At 68.3% G+C, this 21,636-nt stretch carries 20 protein-coding genes; 11 read left to right on the top strand and 9 right to left on the bottom strand.

The window, feature by feature from the left end; genetic code table 11:
* Positions 1 to 76: 76 nt before the first annotated feature.
* From AB1I47_RS25995 to AB1I47_RS25970, 6 genes are read left to right on the top strand one after another with little or no spacing between them, the layout of a single operon-like run.
* Entirely contained in the window at positions 77 to 2,881 is a 2,805-nt protein-coding gene (locus AB1I47_RS25995) for a monovalent cation/H+ antiporter subunit A (RefSeq protein ID WP_354686580.1), read from the top strand.
* The gene (locus AB1I47_RS25990) at positions 2,881 to 3,267 is read left to right on the top strand and encodes a Na+/H+ antiporter subunit C (RefSeq protein ID WP_354686579.1); all 387 of its coding nucleotides are present in this window, start codon (positions 2,881 to 2,883) and stop codon (positions 3,265 to 3,267) included. Before AB1I47_RS25995 ends, AB1I47_RS25990 begins: the two co-directional genes overlap by 1 nt.
* Positions 3,264 to 4,805 (top strand): monovalent cation/H+ antiporter subunit D, encoded by a 1,542-nt coding sequence (locus tag AB1I47_RS25985; protein ID WP_354686578.1) that lies wholly within the window; start codon positions 3,264 to 3,266, stop codon positions 4,803 to 4,805. The genes AB1I47_RS25990 and AB1I47_RS25985 overlap by 4 nt, the downstream gene beginning before the upstream one ends.
* A gap of 3 nt (positions 4,806 to 4,808) precedes the next feature.
* Complete coding sequence (locus AB1I47_RS25980; RefSeq protein WP_354686577.1) at positions 4,809 to 5,312, top strand: Na+/H+ antiporter subunit E; 504 nt, start codon at positions 4,809 to 4,811, stop codon at positions 5,310 to 5,312.
* A complete protein-coding gene (locus AB1I47_RS25975; RefSeq protein WP_354686576.1) occupies positions 5,297 to 5,569 on the top strand; it encodes a K+/H+ antiporter subunit F in 273 nt (90 codons plus the stop codon). The genes AB1I47_RS25980 and AB1I47_RS25975 overlap by 16 nt, the downstream gene beginning before the upstream one ends.
* Positions 5,570 to 5,580: 11 nt before the next feature.
* Positions 5,581 to 5,925, top strand: a complete 345-nt coding sequence (locus AB1I47_RS25970; RefSeq protein ID WP_354686575.1) for a Na+/H+ antiporter subunit G — start codon at positions 5,581 to 5,583, stop codon at positions 5,923 to 5,925.
* A 2-nt stretch (positions 5,926 to 5,927) separates the two neighbouring features.
* On the opposite strand, the gene AB1I47_RS25965 is transcribed toward AB1I47_RS25970, so the two are convergent.
* Positions 5,928 to 6,794, bottom strand: a complete 867-nt coding sequence (locus AB1I47_RS25965) for a DUF72 domain-containing protein (protein WP_354686574.1) — start codon at positions 6,792 to 6,794, stop codon at positions 5,928 to 5,930.
* A gap of 92 nt (positions 6,795 to 6,886) precedes the next feature.
* On the opposite strand from AB1I47_RS25965, the gene AB1I47_RS25960 reads away from it, so the two are divergent.
* The 4 genes from AB1I47_RS25960 (at position 6,887) to AB1I47_RS25945 (ending at position 10,603) form a co-directional block, all read left to right on the top strand.
* The gene (locus AB1I47_RS25960) at positions 6,887 to 7,129 is read left to right on the top strand and encodes a hypothetical protein (protein WP_354686573.1); all 243 of its coding nucleotides are present in this window, start codon (positions 6,887 to 6,889) and stop codon (positions 7,127 to 7,129) included.
* A 105-nt stretch (positions 7,130 to 7,234) separates the two neighbouring features.
* The gene (locus AB1I47_RS25955; protein ID WP_354686572.1) at positions 7,235 to 8,062 is read left to right on the top strand and encodes a class I SAM-dependent methyltransferase; all 828 of its coding nucleotides are present in this window, start codon (positions 7,235 to 7,237) and stop codon (positions 8,060 to 8,062) included.
* 82 nt (positions 8,063 to 8,144) lie between these two features.
* Entirely contained in the window at positions 8,145 to 9,413 is a 1,269-nt protein-coding gene (locus AB1I47_RS25950) for an MgtC/SapB family protein (RefSeq protein WP_354686571.1), read from the top strand.
* 158 nt (positions 9,414 to 9,571) lie between these two features.
* The gene (locus AB1I47_RS25945) at positions 9,572 to 10,603 is read left to right on the top strand and encodes a patatin-like phospholipase family protein (protein ID WP_354686570.1); all 1,032 of its coding nucleotides are present in this window, start codon (positions 9,572 to 9,574) and stop codon (positions 10,601 to 10,603) included.
* Here the strand turns inward: AB1I47_RS25945 and AB1I47_RS25940 are convergent.
* From AB1I47_RS25940 to AB1I47_RS25920, 5 genes are all read right to left on the bottom strand, one after another.
* Positions 10,584 to 11,246, bottom strand: coding sequence for an HD domain-containing protein (locus AB1I47_RS25940; protein WP_354686569.1), 663 nt, complete (start codon positions 11,244 to 11,246; stop codon positions 10,584 to 10,586). The genes AB1I47_RS25945 and AB1I47_RS25940 overlap by 20 nt on opposite strands.
* A gap of 12 nt (positions 11,247 to 11,258) precedes the next feature.
* Positions 11,259 to 14,723, bottom strand: a complete 3,465-nt coding sequence (locus AB1I47_RS25935; RefSeq protein ID WP_354686568.1) for an adenylate/guanylate cyclase domain-containing protein — start codon at positions 14,721 to 14,723, stop codon at positions 11,259 to 11,261.
* A gap of 137 nt (positions 14,724 to 14,860) precedes the next feature.
* Positions 14,861 to 16,870: an alkaline phosphatase D family protein gene (locus AB1I47_RS25930; RefSeq protein WP_354686567.1), complete on the bottom strand. Its 2,010-nt coding sequence runs from the start codon at positions 16,868 to 16,870 to the stop codon at positions 14,861 to 14,863.
* Between the two features lie 332 nt (positions 16,871 to 17,202).
* A complete protein-coding gene (locus AB1I47_RS25925) occupies positions 17,203 to 18,285 on the bottom strand; it encodes a maleylacetate reductase (RefSeq protein ID WP_354686566.1) in 1,083 nt (360 codons plus the stop codon).
* Between the two features lie 12 nt (positions 18,286 to 18,297).
* Entirely contained in the window at positions 18,298 to 19,308 is a 1,011-nt protein-coding gene (locus AB1I47_RS25920; RefSeq protein ID WP_407935913.1) for a tripartite tricarboxylate transporter substrate binding protein, read from the bottom strand.
* A gap of 159 nt (positions 19,309 to 19,467) precedes the next feature.
* Between AB1I47_RS25920 and AB1I47_RS25915 the strand changes: the two genes are divergently transcribed.
* Positions 19,468 to 20,406 carry a LysR family transcriptional regulator gene (locus AB1I47_RS25915; protein WP_354686564.1) on the top strand — a complete coding sequence of 313 codons (939 nt, stop codon included), beginning with the start codon at positions 19,468 to 19,470 and terminating at the stop codon, positions 20,404 to 20,406.
* A 35-nt stretch (positions 20,407 to 20,441) separates the two neighbouring features.
* On the opposite strand, the gene AB1I47_RS25910 is transcribed toward AB1I47_RS25915, so the two are convergent.
* The 3 genes from AB1I47_RS25910 to AB1I47_RS25900 form a co-directional block, all read right to left on the bottom strand.
* Entirely contained in the window at positions 20,442 to 20,690 is a 249-nt protein-coding gene (locus AB1I47_RS25910) for a hypothetical protein (protein WP_354686563.1), read from the bottom strand.
* Between the two features lie 22 nt (positions 20,691 to 20,712).
* Positions 20,713 to 21,171 (bottom strand): MarR family winged helix-turn-helix transcriptional regulator, encoded by a 459-nt coding sequence (locus tag AB1I47_RS25905; RefSeq protein WP_354686562.1) that lies wholly within the window; start codon positions 21,169 to 21,171, stop codon positions 20,713 to 20,715.
* A 170-nt stretch (positions 21,172 to 21,341) separates the two neighbouring features.
* On the bottom strand, positions 21,342 to 21,620 hold the full coding sequence (locus AB1I47_RS25900) for a hypothetical protein (RefSeq protein ID WP_354686561.1): 279 nt from the start codon (positions 21,618 to 21,620) through the stop codon (positions 21,342 to 21,344).
* Positions 21,621 to 21,636 lie beyond the last annotated feature (16 nt).

Raw genomic sequence — 21,636 nt, 5'->3', positions numbered from 1 at the left:
CGACCGCCGCCCCACATGGCCGCCGCCAGGGGGGCCGCCCGCCGGCCGCCGCCCGGCAGGCACTGAGGGCACGCCCATGGTGCTGGTGCTGCTGATCGCGCTGCCCCTCATTGCCGCGGCGCTGACGTGGATGATCGGCATGCGCGCCCCGCGGCTGGTGGCGCCGGTGATCGTGGGCTTTCCGCTGGCCGCGCTGGCGCTGCTGCTGCGGCTGCGCGGCGTGGTCTTCGACAACCCCGGCGACGCCCTGGGATGGCGCCTGGAATGGTTGCCGGCGCTGGGGCTGGAGCTGTCGCTGCGCCTCGACGGCCTTGCCTACCTGTTCGCGCTGCTGGTGATCGGCGTGGGGCTGCTGGTGATCCTGTACGCGCGCTACTACCTGGCGCGCAATGAATCGGCGGTGCGCTTCTTCTGCCTGCTGCTGCTGTTCATGACGGCCATGCTGGGCGTGGTGCTGGCCGCCAATCTGCTGTTGCTCGTGGTGTTCTGGGAACTGACCAGCATCATGTCGTTCCTGCTGATCGGCTTCTGGTCGTGGCGCGCCGATGCGCGCCAGGGCGCGCGCATGGCACTGGCGGTCACCGGCGGCGGCGGGCTGGCGCTGCTGGCCGGGGTGCTGCTGCTGGGCCATATCTGCGGCAGCTTCGAGCTGTCCGAGGTGCTGGCGCAGGCGGGCAAGGTGCAGCGCCACCCGCTCTACCTGCCGATGCTGGTGCTGATCCTGCTGGCGGTCTTTACCAAGTCCGCGCAGTTCCCGTTCAGCTTCTGGCTGCCGCATGCGATGGCCGCGCCCACGCCGGTGTCCGCCTACCTGCACTCGGCCACCATGGTCAAGGCGGGCGTCTTCCTGCTGGCGCGGCTCTATCCGGTGCTCGACGGCACCAACGGCTGGTTCTACCTGGTCAGCATGACGGGGCTGGCCACGCTGATCTTCGGCGCCGGCATGGCGCTGCTGCAGCGCGACCTGAAGGGGCTGCTGGCGTATTCGACCATCAGCCACCTGGGGCTGATCACGCTGCTGTTCGGCCTCGATACCCAGCTCAGCACGGTGGCGGCGGTCTTCCATATCATCAACCATGCGGTGTTCAAGGCGTCGCTGTTCATGGCCGCAGGCATCATCGACCATGAAACCGGCACGCGGGACCTGGACCGCCTGCACGGGCTGGCGCGCTATATGCCGCATACCGCGGTGCTGGCCATCGTGGCATCGCTGTCGATGGCGGGCGTGCCGCTGTTCAACGGCTTTCTCAGCAAGGAGATGTTCTTCGGCGAAACGCTGGCGCAGGGCCTGCTGGGCGAGTTCAACTGGGTGATTCCGGCCGCCGCGACGCTGGCCGGCGCGCTGACGATGGCGTATTCGCTGCGCTTTATCTACGGCGTGTTCTTCGGCGCCTTGCGCCCCGACGTGCCCAACTATCCGCCGCACGAGCCGCCGCGCTTCATGAAGGTGCCGGTCGAGTTCCTGGTGGTGATCTGCCTGGTGGTCGGCCTGGCGCCGGCCTATACCGTGGGGACCTTGCTGGCCGCGGCCTCTCTGGCCACGCTGCGCGCGCCGCTGCCGCCGTACAGCCTGAACCTGTGGCATGGCGTCAACCTGCCGCTGCTGATGAGCCTGATGTCGATGACGGGGGGCGCGGCGCTGTTCTTTCTGCGCCGCGATGCGCTGCGGCGCTGGCAGCAGGCGATGGAGCCCGTCAGCGCGCGCCGCACTTTCGAAAGCGGCATGCGCGCGCTGGAACGCCTGGCCCGGGTCATCACGCACCGGCTCGAAAGCGGCTCGCTGCAGGCCTATCTGGCGTGGATGCTGCTGGCGCTGCTGGGCGTGCCGGCGTACTTCCTGGCCAACCTCGAGACCCTCGCCGGCAGCGTCGGCGCCGGCGCGCTCGACCCGATGGGCGCGGCCGCGCTGGCGCTGCTCGCCCTGCTGGCCGTTGCGGTGGTGGCCACGCGTGGGCAGCGCATGCTGGCGCTGGTGCTGCTGAGCGGCTGCGGGCTGATGGTGTCGCTGGTGTTCCTGCGCTTCTCCGCGCCGGACCTGGCGCTGACGCAGATTTCGGTGGAAGTGGTGACCGTGCTGCTGTTGGTGCTGGCGCTGTTCTACCTGCCGCGCGAGACGCCCGAGCGCCCCGGGCATGCCCGCCGCGCGCGCGACCTGGTGCTGGCGGCCGGCGGCGGCACCTTGCTGGCGGTGGTGGCCTACGCTGTAATGACGCGGCCTTATGACCCGGTCTCGGCCTTCTACATCGAGCAATCGGTGCCGGGCGGCGGCGGGCACAACGTGGTCAATGTGCTGCTGGTCGATTTCCGCGGCTTCGACACCATGGGCGAGATCTGCGTGCTGCTGATCGCCGGGCTGGGGGTACAGGCGCTGCTCAGGGGCATGCGGCTGCCGACGCCATCGGCCGCGCCCGACGGCTTGCCGTGGACCAGCCAGGCGCATCCGCTGCTGCTGGCGATGCTGGCGCGGCTGATGCTGCCGCTGACGCTGCTGGTGGCGGCCTTTATCCTGCTGCGCGGGCACAACCTGCCGGGTGGCGGCTTTATCGCCGCGCTGATCACGTCGGTGGCGCTGCTGCTGCAGTACGTCGGCAACGGCGTGCGCTGGACCGAGGCACGCATCGCGCCGGACTATCGCGCCATCGCCGGCGGCGGCATCCTGCTGGCGGGCCTGACCGGGCTCGGCAGCCTGGCCTTCGGCTATCCGTTCCTGACCACCGCGTTCGGACACTTCCATGTGCCCGGCATCGGCGAGGTGGAGCTGGCCACGGCGATGATCTTCGACCTGGGCGTGTTCTGCACCGTGACCGGGACCACGCTGGTGATCGTCTCGCACCTGGGCGTGCGCAACCTGCCGCCGGCGCGCGCCGCGGAGGAAGACTGATGGCAGCCCTCTACGCCGCCACCATCGGCATCCTGACCGCGTGCGGCATCTACCTGCTGCTGCGTCCCCGCGTGTTCACCGTGGTGCTGGGGCTGACGCTGCTGTCGTATGCGGTCAGCCTGTTCCTGCTCGGGATGGGGCGTCTGACCATCGGCCGGCCGCCGGTGATCGCGCCCGGCGCAAGCTATGCCGATCCGCTGCCGCAGGCGCTGGTGCTGACCGCGATCGTGATCGCCTTCGGCATGACCGCGTTCGCGGTGGTGCTGGCGTTGCGCTCGCTGGGGCTGACCGGCAGCGACCATGTCGATGGCGCCAGCCGCCCGCCCGCCGGTCACGAGGATGGCGATGATGGCGGCGATGGCGACCGCCAGGAGCCGCGGCCATGAACCACGCCGTGCTGCTGCCGATCCTGTTGCCGATGCTCGCGGGCGCGTTGCTGACCGCGATGCCCGCCCAGCGCCTGCAGGCCCAGCGCACCGTGTGCGCCATCGCCACGCTGCTGCTGGTGCCGCTGGCCGTGCTGCTGCTGCGCCAGGCGGCCACCGGCGAGATCGCGGTCTATGCGCCCGGCAACTGGCCGGCGCCGTTCGGCATCGTGCTGCAACTGGACCGCACCGCCGCGATGATGCTGGCGCTGACCGCGGTGCTGGCGGTCGCCGCGCTGACTGCCGCGGGGGCCGGCACGGCGCGGCAGGGCCGGCATTTTCATGCGCTGTTCCAGTTCCAGCTGATGGGCCTCAATGGCGCCTTCCTGGCCGGCGACCTGTTCAACCTCTTTGTCTTTTTCGAAGTGCTGCTGATCGCGTCGTACGCGCTGCTGGTGCACGGCGCGGGCCGCGCGCGCATCGGCGCCGGACTGCATTACGTGATCCTGAACCTGGTGGCGTCGTCCTTCTTCCTGGTGGCGATCGGCGTGCTGTATGGCCTGTCCGGCACGCTCAACATGGCGCATCTTGGCCTGCGCCTGGCCGGGCTACCACCGCAGGATCTGCCGCTGGCGGTGGCCGCGGGTGCCATGCTGATGCTGGTGTTCGCGCTCAAGGCCGCGCTGTTCCCGCTGTATTTCTGGCTGCCGCGCGCCTATGCCAGCGCCACCGGGCCGGTGGCGGCGCTCTTCGCCATCATGACCAAGGTCGGCATCTACGCGATGCTGCGCTGCGACGCGCTGGTCTTCGGCGGGCCGCAGGGACTGCTGGGACCGTTCCTGCGTGACTGGGTATTCCCGCTGGCGCTGGTCACGCTGGCGATCGGCGCTGTGGGCGCGCTGGCCGCGCACGCGTTGCGGTCGATGACGGGCTATCTGGTAGTGGCCTCCGTCGGCCTGCTGTCGGCCTGCGTGGCGATGCAGACCCAGGCTGGCTGGGCCGCCGGGATGTACTACCTGCTCAGCACCACGCTGTGCACCGGTGCGCTGTTCCTGCTGGCCGATGCGCTGGAGCCGAGGCAGCGGCGCGAGGACGGCGCGCTGGTGGTTGCGTCGCGCTTCGCGGGCGTGCTGTATATGGTGGGCGTGCTGGCAGCGGTGGGCCTGCCGCCGCTGTCGGGCTTCCTGGGCAAGGCCCTGATCCTGCGCGCGACCCCGACGGCATGGATGCCGGCGCTGTGGCCCGTGGTGCTGGTGTCGGGCCTGGTGATGCTGATCGCCGTGTCGCGCACCGGCACGCGGCTGCTGTGGCGGCTGCCGCATCAGGCCGAGTTCGTGCCGGAAGGCGACGAATACCTCGATGAAGACCATCCTGCGCTGGCCCGCGCCCGCGTGCACCCGGATGCGCGCAAGCTGTCCTGCTGCGCGCTGCTGCTGGCAGGCAATGTCGCATTGACGGTGTGGGCAGGCCCGGCCAGCGATTACGTCGGCGCTGCCGCCGCACAGATGCTGGACCGCGCCGCCTATCTGCGGGCCGTGCTGCCCGGGCAGGGAGGGTAGGGCATGCTGCGCCGCCTGCTGCCGCACCCGTGGCTGAGCCTGATCCTGCTGCTGATGTGGCTGCTGCTGTCCAACAGCATCGCGCCCGGGCACTGGCTGCTGGGCGCGCTGCTGGGCTTTGCCATCGGCCGGCTGGCCGACCGCTGGCTGGTGCTGGGGGCGTTCAGGTTGTCGCGGCCTGATCTGATCCTGCGCCTCAGCGTCCATGTGCTGGTCGATATCGTGATGGCCAATATCGAAGTGGCGATCCTGGTGCTGGGCCGCACCGCGCGGCTGCGGCCGGCGTTTATCGTGGTGCCGCTGGACGTCGAGCATGAACTCGCCACCACCGCGCTGATCAGCATCGTCTCGCTGAGCCCCGGCACGCTGTGCGCGGAGCTGAGCGACGACCGCCGCGCGCTGCTGGTGCATGTGCTCGACCTGGGCGAAGAGGCCGCGCTGGTTGATCGCATCAAGTCGCGCTATGAAACCCCGCTGAAGGAGATCTTCCAATGCTTGCCGTCGTGATCCCGGTCTGCCTGGCAATCCTGGGCCTGGCCTTCATGCTGACACTGGCGCGGCTGCTGCGCGGGCCCAGCCTGCCGGACCGCATCGTAGCGCTGGATACGCTCAATATCAACGCCATCGCGCTGATCGTGGTGCTCGGCATCCGGCTGAATTCGGCACTGTTCTTCGAGGCGGCACTGCTGATCGCGGTGATGGGCTTTGTCGCCACCGTGGCGCTGTCCAAGTACTTGCAGCGCGGCGACATCATCGAATACTAAGGAGGCGCGCCATGCTGCATCCCATCGCCGAATTCGTGGTCTGTGCACTGCTGCTGGTGGGCAGCATGTTCATGCTGGTTGGCGCCATCGGCCTGTTCCGGCTGCCGGACTTCTTCATGCGGCTGCACGGGCCGACCAAGTCGACCACGCTGGGCGTGGGCGGCGTGGTGCTGGCGTCGGTGGCGTATTTCAGCTTTCGCGGCGACGGCAGCCTGCATGAGTTGCTGGTGACCGCGTTCCTGTTCCTGACCGCGCCGATCAGCGCGCATATGCTGTGCAAGGCTGCTTTGCAGCGCCAGTTGCCGGTGGATTCCCGCACCCGCGGCAGCGGCTGGCTGCCGCGGATCCGGGAGTAGGGCTACGACGCGATCCGCGCCTTCAGCCGCTTCGCGTCGAAGGGCGCCTTGACCTTCTGGTCGTTATCGAAGTAGCAGTAGATATCGCGATGCGCCGCCTTGCGCGGACGTTTCGGCGAGATCCGCTGCGCATCCGCCGGTTCATGGCCGCTGGCCCATTTCTGCAGCCGCTTCGCCCAGCGGTCCAGCGCGGCGTCGGAATACGCGCCTCCATACAGCGTTTCGGAGCCGTGCAACCGCAGGTAGAGGAAGTCGCTGGTGACATCTTCCGCGTAGGGCCACTCTGCGACCGCGTCGGAGATCACCAGCGCGACCCGGTGCCGGCGCAGCAGCGCGGGGAATTCCGGCGTGCAGAAGCTGTCATGGCGGATCTCGATCGCATGCCGGATGCGCCGCCGGCGGCTGGTCTCGTACCATGGCTCGCTGACATGGCTGTCGTGGTGGCGCGCCAGCTCGCGCGCGGCGTGGGTATCGTGCGGGATCAGCGCAAGAAAGCGCTCCAGCCGCTCGGAGTCGAAGGCAAAGTTGGGCGGGAACTGCCACAGCATCGGCCCCAGCTTCTCCTCCAGTGCCAGCACCCCGGAAGCGAGGAAATTCGCCATCGCCGGCCGCGCCGACTCGTCGCGAAAGCGCAGCATATGGGTCAGGTAGCGCGGGCCCTTGACGGCGAAGACAAAGCCCTCGGGCGCCGCCTGATACCAGGCGCGATAGCTTTTCAGCGTCTGCAGCGAATAGTGCGAGCCGTTGATCTCGATGGAATCGACCGCGCGCGAGGCAAACTCCAGCTCGCGCTTCTGCGCCAGCCCCTCGGGATAGAACACGCCACGCCAGCCCGCGTAGCGCCAGCCGGAGATGCCGATACGGATCATCGCATTGCCTCTGCCTGGTCCCTGTACTTTTTGCAAGCGCCGGCACCATACTGCAAGTCCGGCCATCCCCACCAATCCCAGGAGACGAATCCATGACATCCTCGCAAGATCCGCGCCTTGGCGCCTGTGTCTACCTGCTGCATATGCTGCTGCAGCGCACCGAGGCCACCCGTCCCGGCTTTATCGAGCAGATGATCCGCGGGGTCGCCGCCGACCGCGATGCCATGCCGGCGGACGCGCCGGGACGCGCTGAAGCGCTGCCGGTGTTCGAAGAAACCTTGCGCATCCTGACGCTGGCGAACGAACAGCTGGAGGGCACCGCGCCGCGGCCGTAATCGCGATGCCGGGGCCAGTCGGCGCCGCGTTTACATTCGCCGCAATCTGTCCTACACCCACTGAGGCGACACCGGCATCTTTCACGCCGTGGCAAGGGGAATCCCATGGGGATGCAGCAATCGGACAAGGTCTTCGCGGGCGCGATTCCGGACATCTATGAGGCCCTGATGGTGCCCATGTTCTTTGCGCCATATGCCGCCGACATGGCGCAGCGTATCGCCGCGCTGGAACCGCGCAGGGTGCTGGAGCTGGCCGCCGGCACCGGCGTGCTGACGCGGGAACTGGCGCGCCGGCTGCCGCCGGACGTGATGATCGTCGCCACCGACCTGAATCCGCCGATGCTGGAGCGTGCCCGGGCGGCCGGCACCGGCCGCCCGGTGATCTGGCGCGAAGCCGACGCGATGGCGCTGCCGTTCGCCGATGCCAGCTTCGACCTGGTGGCCTGCCAGTTCGGCGCGATGTTCTTCCCGGACAAGGCCAGGGCCTTTGCCGAGGCCCACCGCGTGCTGGTCCCGGGCGGAACGCTGGTCTTCAACGTGTGGGACCGGATCGAGTTCAACGCCTTCGCCCGCGATATCACGGCAGCACTCGCCACGTTGTTTCCCGAGTCGCTGCCGGATTTCATCGTGCGCGTGCCCCACGGATACCACCGCCAGGCAACCATCGAGCAGGATCTGCGCCAAGGCGGATTCACCGCGCCGCCGGTCTTCGAAACGGTCACTACCACCAGCCATGCGGAATCCGCCCGCATCCCCGCGGTGGCGATCTGCCAAGGTACGCCGCTGCGCAACATCCTGGAAGCACGCGGGCCGGACGCCCTGGCCCGTGCCACCGATCATTGCGAACAGGCGCTGGCCGTGGCCTATGGCACCGGGCCGCTGTCCGGGCCGATGCAGGCGCATGTGGTAGTGGTGGCCGCCTCCGAGCGCTGAAGCCCCCGCAGGCCGTGCACAAACCGCCGCCTGCGCCGATACTGGAGTCTGGTGTGAACGCCATGGGACCCCGGTATCGCGCATGGAATCAGAGATCATTTCCGCATCCGTGGCATTGGGCATCGGGCTGGCGATCGGGCTGGAGCGCGAGCGCAGCCATGCGGCCTCTGCGGCCATGGATGGCGGCAGCAGCGAGGCGCCGGCCGGCGTGCGCACCTTCGCCCTCGCCAGCCTGTCGGGCGCGGCCTGCGCGATGCTGCCGTCCGGGCTGATGCTGCCGGTGATGCTGCTGGGCGCGGCGCTGCTGGCGGCCATCAGCTACCACCGCTCGGCCGACCGCGACAGCGGCATGACCACGGAATTCGCGCTGCTGCTGACCATCCTGCTCGGGGCGCTGGCGGTGACGCACGCAGCGCTGGCGGCCGGGCTGGCCACCGCCGTGGTGCTGCTGTTGCATGGCAAGACCTTCCTGCACCATATCGCCCGCCGCGTGGTCACACGCGAAGAAATGAGCGAGGCGCTGCTGCTGGCCACTGCCGCGTTGATCGTCTGGCCGCTGCTGCCCGACCGCTACATGGGGCCGCTCGACGCCTGGAATCCGCACGCGATCTGGCTGGTGGTGCTGCTGGTGTTGCTGGCCGGCGCGGTGGGACATGTCTGCGCGCGCGTGTTCGGCGATCGGCTGGGCCTGGCGATCTCGGGCTTGTTCGGCGGTTTCGTCTCCAGCACCGCGACTATCGGCGCGATGGCGGTGCTGGCGCGCAAGGCCGAAGAGCGCGTGCACGGCCCGGTCGCGGCGGCGCTGCTGTCCACCGTGGCCACCTATGTGCAGATGATGCTGTTGCTGAGCGCAACCAGCATTTCGGCGCTGATGGCACTGGCGTTGCCGCTGGCTGCCGGACTGGCGGTCATCGCGCTGGTCGGCGGCATCTGGCTGTGGCGCTCCTGGCACGAGGCGCGCGGCGACACCGAGGGCATGCCCGGCGGCCGCATCTTCGACTGGCGCGGCGCGGCGGCCTTCGCGGTGCTGTTCGCGGTGCTGCAACTGGTTGGCGCCGCGACACAGGCATGGGCCGGCAACAAGGGGCTGCTGGCGCTGGCCGTCGGCGCGGGCTTTGCCGACGCCCATGCGGCCGCGACCTCGATCGGTTCGATGGTGGGCGCCGGCAAGCTGGAGCCGCCCGCGGCGGTATGGCCTGTGCTGGGCGCGCTCACCGCCAATACCGTCAGCAAGATCGTCGCCTCGCTGCCCGGCGGTTTGCGCTTTGTGGCGCCGGTGGCGATTGGGCTGGTGTTGTCGACCGGGGCGACATGGGCGGTGGCATGGCTGCAGCGGATCGGCATGGGCTGAAGTGATCATGTCGCTCAGCCGTTCGGTGTACTGACCGCGAACGCGTTCTTCCCTACACTGGATCAGGGCGAACCGCTGCCCGCCGCGCGCCGTTGCGCGCGGCGCAGGCGGCAGCGCCCGATAAGATACTTGGCCCACCCAATCGAAGAAAACCGCGTATGCAGCCGGAGCAGACAGGACAGAAGCTCGTGGCACTCGCCCTGCAGGGCGGCGGCATGCATGGCGCCTTCACGTGGGGCGTGCTCGACCATCTGCTGGAGGACGGCAGGCTGGCGATCGAAGGCGTCAGCGCCACCAGCGCCGGCGCCATGAATGGCGCGGTCCTGGCGTACGGGCTGCTGCAGGGCGGCAGCGACGGCGCGCGCAAGGCGCTGCATGACTTCTGGCTCGCCGTCGCGCGCTCCGCGCTGCGCTACAGCCCGTTTCGCTGGATGCCGTGGCTGAAGAGCTCCCACACGCTGGGCCTGAACCATTCGCCGATGTATGCGATGGCCGACATCGCGCTGCGCATCCTGTCGCCATACCAGTTCAATCCCAACAACCTCAATCCGCTGCGCGAAGTGCTTGGCAGCCAGGTCGATTTCGCGGCGCTGCGCGAGCATTGCCCGATCGAGCTGTATCTGTGCGCGACCAATATCGAGACGGGGCGCATACGCATCTTCCCGCCGGAAGAGCTGAGCATCGACGCCGTGCTGGCCTCGGCGTGCGTGCCGACGCTGTTCCAGGCGGTCTGCATCGACGGCCAGTACTACTGGGACGGCGGTTATGTCGGCAACCCGGCGATCTACCCGCTGATCTACCATTGCCAGACCCGCGATGTCGTGATCGTGCATATCAACCCGATCGTGCGCCCCGGCGTGCCGAGGACGGCGGCGGACATCCTGAACCGCGTCAACGAAGTCAGCTTCAACTCGTCGCTGATGCGGGAGATGCGCGCCATTGCCTTCGTCACCTCATTGATCCGGGAAGGGAAGGTCGATGGCAAAGAGATGAAGGAGATGTGGATCCACTCGATCCGCTCCGACGAGACCATGGCCCAGCTCGGTGTTTCCACCAAGTACAACGCCGACTGGGACTTCCTTTGCTCGCTGCGCGACAAGGGCAGGGCGGAGGCGGCACGGTGGCTGGCGCAGAACTACGACTGCATCGGCCAGCGCTCGAGCATCGATATCAGCGGGGAATTCCTGTGATGGCGGCATCCGCATGCGGCGGCCCCGGCTGCGCCAGCCGCCACGCCATGTTGCCGCGCGCCTGTTCTTCGTAGCGCGCGTGGAACGGCTCGGTATGGTAGATGCGGGGGCTGGCCAGCAGCGCATGCAGGAAGGCGCGCTCGGCGGCGTCATAGGCAAGGTCGTCCAGGTCGGTGCGCTCGGCCCGCAGCAGCGCGCCGTTCTCGCGGAAGCGGGCGCGGCTGCTGCCCAGTGCCGCCAGGTCGATGTCGGCGGTGAAGCGGCCCGCCAGGCTGGCCGGCACGTCGGCATGCGTGGTTTCCAGGATCAGCGCGGCGACGCGTTCGGTGGCGGCGATGGCGCCGCCTGACCAGTGCCGGATCCAGTCGGCGCTGCGTTGCTCGTTGTCCCTGGCGCCTGGCACATAGATCACGTCGTGGCACCACAGCGCCAGCTCCACCGCATCGGTATCGGGGATCTCGCTGTGCGCCCAGTCCAGGTCGCCGAGGCAGCGGCGCACGTGATCGAGCGTGTGGTAATGCCGCGTCGGCTCGCCGTAGTAGCGCGCCAGGTCGGCAAAGGCGTCCTGCGCGCGAGTGCCGCCTGATCGCGTCCACAATGCGACGAAGCGGTCTTGCAGGTGGCGGGCTTGGGTTGGCGTCATGGCATGTGGGGGTCATGCGGGTGGCGGCGCGGTGGCATCGGCAGTGTGGCCGGCCAGCGCGGCAAGCAGTGCCTCGGCCTCCAGCCAGTCAGCGGTGTCGGAGCCTTCACTGAAGCTGGCGTGGATGGGTGCCAGCGCCTGTCGTGCGGCGTCAGTCTTGCCTTGTTGCTGCCACAGCGTGGCCAGGCTCAGCGCGGCCTGCAGTTCCAGTTGCCTGGCGCCTTGTTCCTGGGCGATGGCCACGGCGCTGTGGAAACAGGCTTCGGCTTCATCCTGGTCCGCGGGTGGGACGGATCGTTCGGCCGACCGCCGCAGCAGTGTCTCTCCCTTGAGCCGGCACAACGTCGATGCATCGAGCTGCTCGCCAGTTGCCTCCACCAGTGCCTGGGCCCGGGCCAGCATGTCGAGCGCCGCCGCGGTCTGGCCCGCCTTGGCGCAGGCGTCGGCCAACAGCGCCAGCAGGTTCGGTATGCCCAGCTCTGCGCCGGTCGATTCGTAGGCGGCAAGCCCCTGGCGCATCAGCGCGACGCCTTCGTCCGGGCTGCCCAGTTCTGCCAGCGCCCAGCCTTGGAGCACGTGGCCCCATGCCAGGTAGATCGGGAAGCCCTGCTCGCCGGAAATCGCGATGGCGGCCTCGGCATACTCGCGCGCCAGTTGCGGCTCGCGCCGGCAGTGGTGCACTTCCGAGGCAAACACCAGGCACAGCGCCAGGTTGAAGACGTCCGGACGCTCCCGCGCCATCACCAGCGCCTGCTGGCAGAGCCCGCGGGCCTGGTCCGGGTAGCCCCGGTACCACTGGATCCAGGCCATCGTGCTGGTGGCGTGGACGGCGGGGTCGCGCCCGTAGCCCATCAGGAAGTCATAAGCCTGCGGTTCGGGCTGCGCCACGGCGATGACCTGCTCCATATGCGTGCGCGCGGCGTCGAGCTTGCCCAGCCGGAACAGTGTGGCGCCCAGCACGCGATGGCCTTCCGCGAGCTGCTTGGGCCGCTGCGACTTCATCGCCAGCGCATACAGCCGCTTGCCCAGCGGCAGCGACACCTGGTATTGCGCACGCAACTGGTAGAACGCCCACAGTCCGAGCTGCGCCGAAAACACGGCCGGCGTCTGCTTGCCTTGCTCGCACAGCGCCAGCGCGCGCCGGTAATTGGCTTCCACTTCGGCGGAGGCCTGGCCGCGGGCCGCCATCAGCGCCGGCCCCAGCGCCAGCAGCAGCGTCAGTTCCCGGCGCGCGCGTTCGGCGTTGTCGGGCTGGCGCTTGAGCAGTTCGATCGCCGTGCTCAGGTGCAGGATGGCCTCGGCCTGCGCGGAGCGCTGCAGCGCCTGCTGGCCGGCGCAGTGCAGGTACTCGATCGCCTTGGGGATATTGCCACTGTGGCTGTAGTGGTGCGCCAGCTCGCTGCAGTAATCCTTGAGCCGGCCGTGGAACAGCACTTCGATGGCCTGCGCGGTGCTTTCATGCAGCGCGCTGCGGCGCTCGGTCAGCAGCGAATTGCCGGCGACCTCCTGCGTCAGCGCGTGCTTGAAGGCGTATTCGACCTCGGGGAAAGCGGGGCGCTCATGGATAAAGTCCGCCGCCTGAAGATCGGCCAGCAGCGGGCGCAGCTTGTCTTCGGCCAGGCCGGTGACGCGCAGGATCAGGCTCAGCGGGAACTCCTTGCCGATCACGGCCAGCGTCTGCAGCAGCTCCTTCTGCGCCAGCGGCAGCCGGTCAATACGGGCGGCCAGCACGCCCTGCACGGTGGTGGGCATATGGAGCAGGGCGGGCGCCTTCTCGATGCGGTAGCGGCCCGGCTGGCCCAGCAGCGTCGTTTCCTCCACCAGCGTCTGCACCACCTCCTCCATGAAGAACGGGTTGCCTTCGGTCTTGTCGAGGATCAGCCGCTTCAGCGGCGCCAGGCTGGCATCGTCCCCAAGCAGCGCGGTCAGCAGCCCCTGCGCCTCGGCCGGGCCGAGCGGTTGCAGCAGCAGCTCGGAGTAATGCCCGCCGGCGTCCCAGTGGTGGGCGTACTCGGGCCGGTAATTGACCAGCAGCACGATGTGCGCGCCCGGCACATGGCCGGTCAGCATATTGAGGAAGGCCTCGGTCTCTCCGTCCAGCCATTGCAGGTCTTCAAAGATGACCTCCAGCGGCTGGTTGAGGCTCTCGCGGACCAGCAGGCTGGCGATGGCATCGAAGGTGCGCTGGCGCCGGATCGTGGGGTCCATGGTCGGCAACGGCGAGCCGGGCTCGACCGTGCCGAGCAGGTAGAGCAGGTAGGGCAGGTGCTCTTCCAGCGACCGGTCCAGTGTCAGCAGCCGGCCGGTCACCTTCTCGCGGCAGCTACGGTCGCCGTCCTGCGCGGTGATCTGGAAATAGTTTTTCAGCAGCTCGATCAGCGGCAGATAGGCAAAGGCCTTGCCGTGCGAGACCGAGAACGTCTCCAGCGCCAGGCAGCCTTGCTGCGACCTGACCTTGAACTCATGGAACAGCCGCGACTTGCCGACGCCCGCCTCGCCGACCACGGCGACGATGCGCCCGTGTCCCGCCTTGGCCTGCTCCAGCGCATCTTGCAGATGCTCCAGTTCCGGCTGGCGTCCGACGAACCGGGCCAGCCCACGGTGCGCCGCCACTTGCAGCCGCGTGCGCAAGGCACCCAGCCCAACCACCTCGTACACCGCCAGCGGCTCGCGTACGCCTTTGACATGCGTGGTGCCCAGCGCCGTGAACTCGAAATAGCCTTCGGTCAGCTTGTGCGTCGATTCGCTGACGAGAATCGAGGCCGGCGTGGCGATCCCTTCCATGCGCGAGGCGATATGGATGGTGTGCCCGACCGGGTCGTAATCCGTATGCAGGTCGTCCTTGCGGATCGATCGCACCACCACCTCGCCGGTATGGATGCCGATCCTCACCTGCAGCGGGATGCCTTGCTCCAGCCGCACGCGGTCGCTGTGCCGATGCATCGCGTCCTGCATCCGCAGTGCCGCGTACAGCGCGCGCAACGCATGGTCTTCATGGGCAATGGGCGCGCCGAACAGCGCCAGGATGCCGTCGCCGAGGAACTTGGCGACATAGCCTTCGTAGTGGTGCACCGCCTCCATCATCAGCGTCACCACCGGGTCGATCAGGCGCCGGGTTTCCTCGGGGTCGAGATCCTGCGTGAGCGCCGTCGAACCGGCCATGTCGGCAAACAGCGCGGTGATGGTCTTGCGCTCGCCGGCGGTCTCGCCGCGGGCTTCCATGGCTTCCCGCTCGGCAAGGATGCGCTCGGCCAGGTGCGGCGGCGTGTAATGGACTGGCGCGGGAGCAGCCGGCCGGTCCGGCGCAGCCGGCACGGCAGGGGAGTCGCCCAGCGCAAACCCGCAAGCCCGGCAGAATTTGGCGGCAGGAGTGGCCTCCTCGCCGCACTGCGGACAAATCCGGGCAAGCCGCGCCCCGCACTCCTCGCAGAAGTTGGCTCCCTCGAGGTTTGCGAAACCGCAACGGGTGCAGCGCATTTCGCCTCCTGGCCGCCCCGGTCACATTGACCGGTTCTTCAGACTATTAGACGCACAATCGGCTGGCGGAGCAAGGCAAGCGCGGCCCGTGGGCCGCGCACAAGACTTCGGAAGAAGCGGGTTTTGCGCCGGTAACGCTACAGCACGCTCACATCCGCCGTGCCGGCGGCTACCTCGAGCACCCTGGTGCTCTCCGTGGCGGGCAGGGCCGGGGCCACGCCGCCGGAGACCGGCTTGAGGGTGTGGAAGGTGCAACTGAGCTTGTCCGGCGTCAGCGTCACCAGCGCATAGCCCTCGGCGTTGGTCTCGACGTGGCGCAGCCAGGGATTGAAGGTGCGCAGCGTGGCGTCGAAGTTGTTCACCAGCGTGCCGCCCACATCGCTGTAGATGAGTTCGCGCAGCGCGGCGAAGGCCTGGTCGTTGTCGACGATCGTGCGGAACGAGCTGAGCAGCGTGTTGCTCGACAGCCCGGCGGTGACCAGGTCTACCATCACCGGCGCCGGCGTCGCGGCATCGTAGTCGTCCATCACCTGGCCGCCAAAGAACGAGTGGATATCGCCGCTCAGCCCCACCACGTTGCGGATGTTGTTGGCCTTCAGGAAGGCCATCAGGTTCTTGCGCTCGGCGTTGTAGCCATCCCATTGGTCGGCGTTGAGGATAAAGCGGTCGAGCAGCGAGATGGCCGGCAGGCGGCTCTCGATAAACGGCTTGATATTGGCATCGAACGACGCGGCATCGATGCCGGCCTGCGTCAGCACGTTGCGCAGCGCGGTATAGGCCAGGTTGGCGTAGGTGCCGGCAGCCTTGGCCGCGCGCAGGTCGCTGGCCAGTGCGTTGGCGATGGCCGATTGCAACGATGACAGCGCGCTGTTGGCCAGCACCAGCCCGCGCGCGATCAGGTTGGCCACCGCCTGGGTGATATCGATCTGCATGCGCAGCAGCGACAACTGGTTGCCCCACAGCGTCCACGTCGTGCCGGCGCCGCCCACGCGGTCCTGCCACCAGGCGCGCTGCGCATCGCCCAGCATCGACACCGGCGTCAGCGCACCGCCCGCGGCGGCGATCTTCGCGGCCTCGGCAGTGGCCAGTGTCGCGACCGGCACGAAGTACAGGCTGCCCACGGCACGGCCCGTGGTTTCTTCCGGGATGACGTGGTCGGCGCGGTACAGGCGCTCGTCGGTCATCAGCAGCGTGGCGAGGTTGCCGAAGGTGAAGGAGCGGTAGATCTGGATGTTCTGGAACGACGGATTGTCCGTGTCCAGGCTGACGTCCGCGGGGAGATACTCGAACCACGCCTGGTTGGCCGCGCGCCGGCGTGCGGTTTGCGGCGTCAGGTCGTCGTCCGAATCGTAGGTCTGGCGGTCCTGCCAGCAGTTGTCCGAGAACTCGTGGTCATCCCAGATCGCGATCATCGGGAATGCGGCATGCAATGCCTGCAGGCGCGGATCGCTGCGATAGCTGCGGTACAGGTAGCGGTAGTCGTCCAGCGTGGTGGCATAGACGCTGCCATCCGGCAGTACGGTGCCATTGGGAAGCTGCAGCGGCGTGTGGCGGTCCTCCACAATAGCGGCGCGCGAGCCGCCCGGCACGGCCTCGTAGATGTAATCGCCGACGTGGACGATAAAGTCCAGGTTCTGCTGCACCAGTTCTTCCATGCCGGCCCAGTGGTTGGCATTCCAGTCCTGGCAGCTGACGAAAGCGAAACGCAGCTGCGACAACGGCGTGCTGGCCGTGGCCGCCGTGCGCGTGCGGCCCACGGTGCTGGGCCGGTTGCCCAGCAGGAAGCGGTAGTAGTAACGGGTTCCGGGCGTCAGGCCGGTGATCTTGTTGCGGATCGTGTAGTCCCACTCCGGCCGGGCCATCAGAGGCTGGTTGACCAGCAGCGTGGGGGGCGGGAAATCGGGCTGCGTCGACACCTGCAACCGCACCACCACCGGCCGCTTGCCGTTGTTGCCTTCCACGCGCGTCCAGACCACCACGCTGTCGGGCTTGGGGTCGCCCGAGGCAACGCCATGGGTGAAATTGAAATTCTCGGGGTTGCCTGTGTCCGGCGGATCGTCGTCACCGCCGCCGCAGCCGGCGAGGCCGCCGGTGGCAATGGAGACGGTCAGGAAACTTCCCCACTTGAGAAACTGTCGGCGGTCCATGGCTGTTCTTCCTTTTGTGCGGGACATGGGGCGCAGCCGAGGCAGGGATGCCGTTTCCGGCACCAGGCGCGGGCGCTGGCTGCGGATTGCATCTGGATACTAGTTTCTGGCCGGAGCGCTCGCTGTCGGTGAGGCGCCGACAACGATATAGGAGGAAGTCGACTGTTGAGGGGGTAGTGGGGGACGCTTGCGCATTGCGCCTGCAGCATGACGATGGCGCGTGCATCCGTCGCTGAGGACGCGCAAGTGCAAAGCGCTGCCCGGCACGCTGTGCCGGTGCGCTAACAAGGCCTCTATCAGGCCCGCTATCAGGCCCGCTATCAGGCCCCCTGTCAGCCCGGCCGTCGGCCGTGGAACGCGTCGTCGAGCAACGCCCGGATACCCGCCGCGGCCAGCGGGCGCGGGTTAGGGTACTGCGCCTGCAGCGCCAGTTCGCAGGCGCGGTCCAGGTCTTGCTCGCGCATGCCGAGTTCGCGCAGCGCGACGGGCGCGCCCAGCGATGCGGCCAGGTCGAACACCGCCTGCGGGCCGCTGGCGCCGGCACGGCCCAGCGCGGCGGCGATCGCCGCCATGGCTTCCGGCGCGGCTGGCGCGTTGTAGGCCAGCGCATGCGGCAACACGATCGTGTGCACCTCGGCATGGGGCAGGTTGTAGCTGCCGCCGAGCGTGTGGCACAGCTTGTGATGCAGCCCCACTGAAACGCTGCCGAGCACGGCCCCGCACAGCCAGGCGCCATAGAGCGCGTCGCCACGCGCCGTGCGCACGGCCGCGCTGTCCGGCTCGCCCGGGAGGGTGGCAATGACCGGCAGCGCTCGGCCCAGCGCGGCGATGCCTTCCCGGCACATCCAGTCGCTGACCGGCGTACGGTCGGCGCCATACAACCCTTCGGCGGCATGGGCGATGGCGTTGATGCCGCTGGTCACGCTGACCGGCACCGGCAGGCCCAGCGTCAGGTCCGGGTCGTAGAGTACGGTGCGCGGCAGCACGCGCGCGTCGCGGCCCGTCCGCTTGAGGCCGCCGTCGGTCAGGCCATAGATCGGCGTCATCTCCGAGCCGGCGTAGGTGGTGGGCACGGCCAGGATCGGCAGGTCCGATTCCAGCGCGATGGCCTTGCCGAGCCCGATGGTCGACCCGCCGCCAATTGCCACTACGCCATCGGCGCCGAGTTCCGCCGCGCAGGCGCGTGCCAGCCGCGCCTGTTCCACCGGCACATGCATGACCGCGCCATCGAAGATGCCGGCGCAGCGCGCGCCCAGCACCGCGGCGGCGCGTTCGGCCAGGTCGCGTTGCGGCGCGGTGCAGAGCACCAGCAGCTTGCGGGCGCCAAGGGCAGCGGCTTCGTCGCCAAGCGACGCGAGGCCGCCGGCACGGAAGACAACACGTTGCGGATGGGTCTGGTAGATGAAGGGTCGCATGCTGTCTGGCACTTATTCCGTGGCGATGTGGCACGCCTTGATCAGCCGGCCCCAGCGCGCGGATTCTTCCTGGATCAGCTTGTTGGCCTGGGCGCTGTCGCCCGCGATGACTTCGAAGCCGCCGTCGCGCAGCGTTTTGGCAATGGCGGGATCGCGCAGCGTGGCGTTGACCTCGGCCGCGAGCTTGTTGACCACGCCGGGCGGCGTTCTGGCGGGAGCGATCATCGCGACCCAGGAGTAGGCCTCGAAGCCCTTGTAGGTTTCGGCCACGGCCGGCACGGCCGGCAGGCGCGCATCGCGTTGCCGCGCGGTCACCGCCAGCGCGCGCAGCTTGCCGGCCTGCACATACGGCATCACCAGCGGCAGGCTGGCGATCATCGAATCGACATGGCCGCCCAGCAGGTCGTTGATGGCGGGGCCGCCGCCCTTGTACGGGGTATGCGTGCCGCTGGTGCCGGCGGCTTCATGGAACAGTTCGGCCACCAGCTGGTTGGAACTGCCGGCGCCGACCGACGCGTACGACACGGTGTCCGGCTGCTTCGCCGCCGCCACGTAGTCCTGCAGGGTCTTGTAGGGCGAACTGGCGGGTACAACCAGCACCATCGGCGAGCGCACCATGTACGAGACGCCGGTCAGGTCTTTCTGTGAGGCGTACGGCAGTTTGGGATAGATATAGGACTCGGTGGCAAACGCATCGAACACCATGCCGATGGTGTAGCCGTCCGCGGCACTGCGCGCGATCTGTCCGGTGCCGATGGTGCCGCCGGCGCCGGCGCGGTTGTCGATCATCACCGGCTGCGCCAGCCGTTTGCGCAGCCCTTCCTGGATCTGGCGCGCGACCTTGTCCACGGTGCCGCCGGCGGCGTAGGGCACGATCAGCGTGACCGGCTTGGCCGGCCAGTTCTCGGCACGGGCACTGGCCGGCGCGAGCATCATTGCGCTCACCGTGACGAGCGCCGCCGCGAGGCGTTGCAGGGCGGGGCGCGTTGTCGTCATTCTGGTCTTTGCTGCGGTTGTCTCCATCGGGGTCTGCTCCGTTGTCGGTCTGGGATGCCCGGCATTCGCCGCTTTTGCTTTTTTCGCCAAGCTTGCCGGTTTGCATGGGTCAGGCGGATGTTAAACTCGCCGCCATATTGCGGGAAGCCGGTGCGCCTGCGTAACGCCTTTGCGGAGATCGCAAAAATGGAATTCACCCGATTCGCTGAAAACCTGTCGATCTTCGTCGAGGTTGCACAGTCAGGCAGCTTTTCGGCGGTGGCGCGCCAGCGTGGCCTGGTGGCGTCTTCGGTGGCGCGGCAGATCGATACGCTCGAGCGGGAGCTGGGGGTGCCGCTGTTCACCCGGTCGACCCGGGCGCTGGTCCGCACGGATGCCGGCGAACTGCTGTTCGCGCGCGCCACGCGCATCCTGCATGAACTGAGCGATACGCGCGACGCCGTGACGGCGCTGGAACAGGGCGTCAGCGGGCTGGTCCGGGTGGCGTGCCTGCCCGCCTTCGGACGGCGCCATGTGGTGCCGCACCTGGGCGCGCTGTACGCGCAGTACCCGCGCCTGACGGTCGAGCTGGCGCTGACCGAGCGCGTGGTCGATCCGGTGGTGGAGCGCTTCGATGTGGTGATCCGGGTGGGCCAGCAGGCCGACAGCTCGCTGGTGGCGCGCTGCATTGCGAGCCAGCGCTACATCGTCTGCGCCACGCCGGCCTACCTGGCCCAATACGGGCGTCCCGTGCACGCTGACGAACTCGGGCGCCACCGGCTGATCGACCGTGGCCACAGCAACAGCATGCGTGGCTGGCGCGAACTGCTGACGCCGGCGCATGCCGCCCAGGCGACGTTTGCGCTGGAGTGCGACGATTGCGATGCGCGGCGGCTGTCCGTGCTGCAGGGGCTGGGCATCGCGCTGATGCCGGACTGGTCGGTGGGCCCGGATATCGGCGCGGGCCGGCTGCTGGAACTGGCGCTCGACGGCTTGTTGCCGCAAGCGCCCGGGGGCATCTACCTGCTGCGCGCCACGCAGCATGCCAGCGCCAAGGTCAAGGCGTTCTGTACGCACCTGACCGCCAGCATCGGCAGCCCGCCGGGCTGGCAGCAGGCGATGGCGGGGGAAGTGGCGTTGGTGTAAAGGCGCTGCAGTAATGCCGGCGCGCTGCCATCGCTTCAGTAGTCGGCCAGCTTCTCGCCGTCGACTTCCACCAGCTGGTCCAGGCGCAGGGTTTCGCCGCTCTTCAGCGTCAGGTATTCGGCGCCACCCTGGCTGAACACGTCGGTAATGGCCGCGGTGCGCTGCTGTGGCGTGCCGTCGCTGTCGCGATAGCGGATCTGCGCGGGCCTGCGCACGGTGGCGAGGTCTTCGAGACGGTCGTGGAATTCGCAGCTGATCGGGTGGTATTGGGGCGTGCTGGTCATGACAGTAACTCCTGGTACTGGCTTATTCGCTGTCTTTGACTGAGTGGATCAGGTTGTTGCGCAGCGCCGCAACCGCCTTCTGCATGCGGACGAACTCATCCGGCGCCAGGCCGGTCGCGCCGGCGAGGCTGGCTTCAAGGCGCCGTTCGCGCAGCTTGCGGCCGGCCTTGGTCAGGCTCACGCGCACCTGGCGTTCGTCCTCGGGGTCGCGCTGCCGCTCCACATAACCCATCGCTTCCAGCTTTTTAAGGATCGGCGTCAGGGTATTCGACTCCAGGAACAGCTTTTCGCCCAGGCTGCCGACGGTCTGGTTGTCCTGTTCCCATAGCGCGACGATGGTGATGTATTGCGTATAGGTCAGCCCGAGCTGTTCGAGAATCGGCTTGTAGGCCTTGCCGAAGGCCAGGTTCGCGGAATAGACCGCAAAGCACAGGAAGTCCGAGAGCGTCGGGTTGGCGGCGGGCTTGTCGGTGGATTTCATGGCTACCTCTGTGGCCGTGGACGGCTGGATCGCAAGCATCGATTATAGGTCGTATGCGATTGTATCGAGGGTGCGATATTTTCTCGCCGCCGTCGAAGCGCCCCGGCGGGGGCACTTCTGACCGGCGCGAGATGTCGTGCACACCCTGATCTCCGCGGCAATGCGGTGCCTCAGGCGCGCGCCCCGTCGAGGTAAGGGTCGACCTTGCCACGCGCGCCGTCGACATACGGATTGCGCGTGCCATGCACCGAGCGGGCACCGTCCGTATAAGGGCTACGCGTGTCCTGTACAGAGCGAGCGCCGTCGGTGTAAGGATCGGCTGCGCTGGTGACTGAGCGGGCGCCATCGGTGAAGGGGTCGCGCGCAGAGCCGGCGGCTTGTGCGGTGGCAGCGGCGAGCAGGGCGGCGGCAACGAGGGCGTGGCGGGCGAGGGTGGTGATCGTGGTCATGGCGGGCATCCTTGTA

It is taken from the genome of Cupriavidus necator (genome assembly GCF_040578825.1).
GTDB classification, from domain to species: Bacteria; Pseudomonadota; Gammaproteobacteria; order Burkholderiales; family Burkholderiaceae; genus Cupriavidus; species Cupriavidus necator_E.
This window is presented reverse-complemented; position numbering and strand designations above follow the sequence as displayed.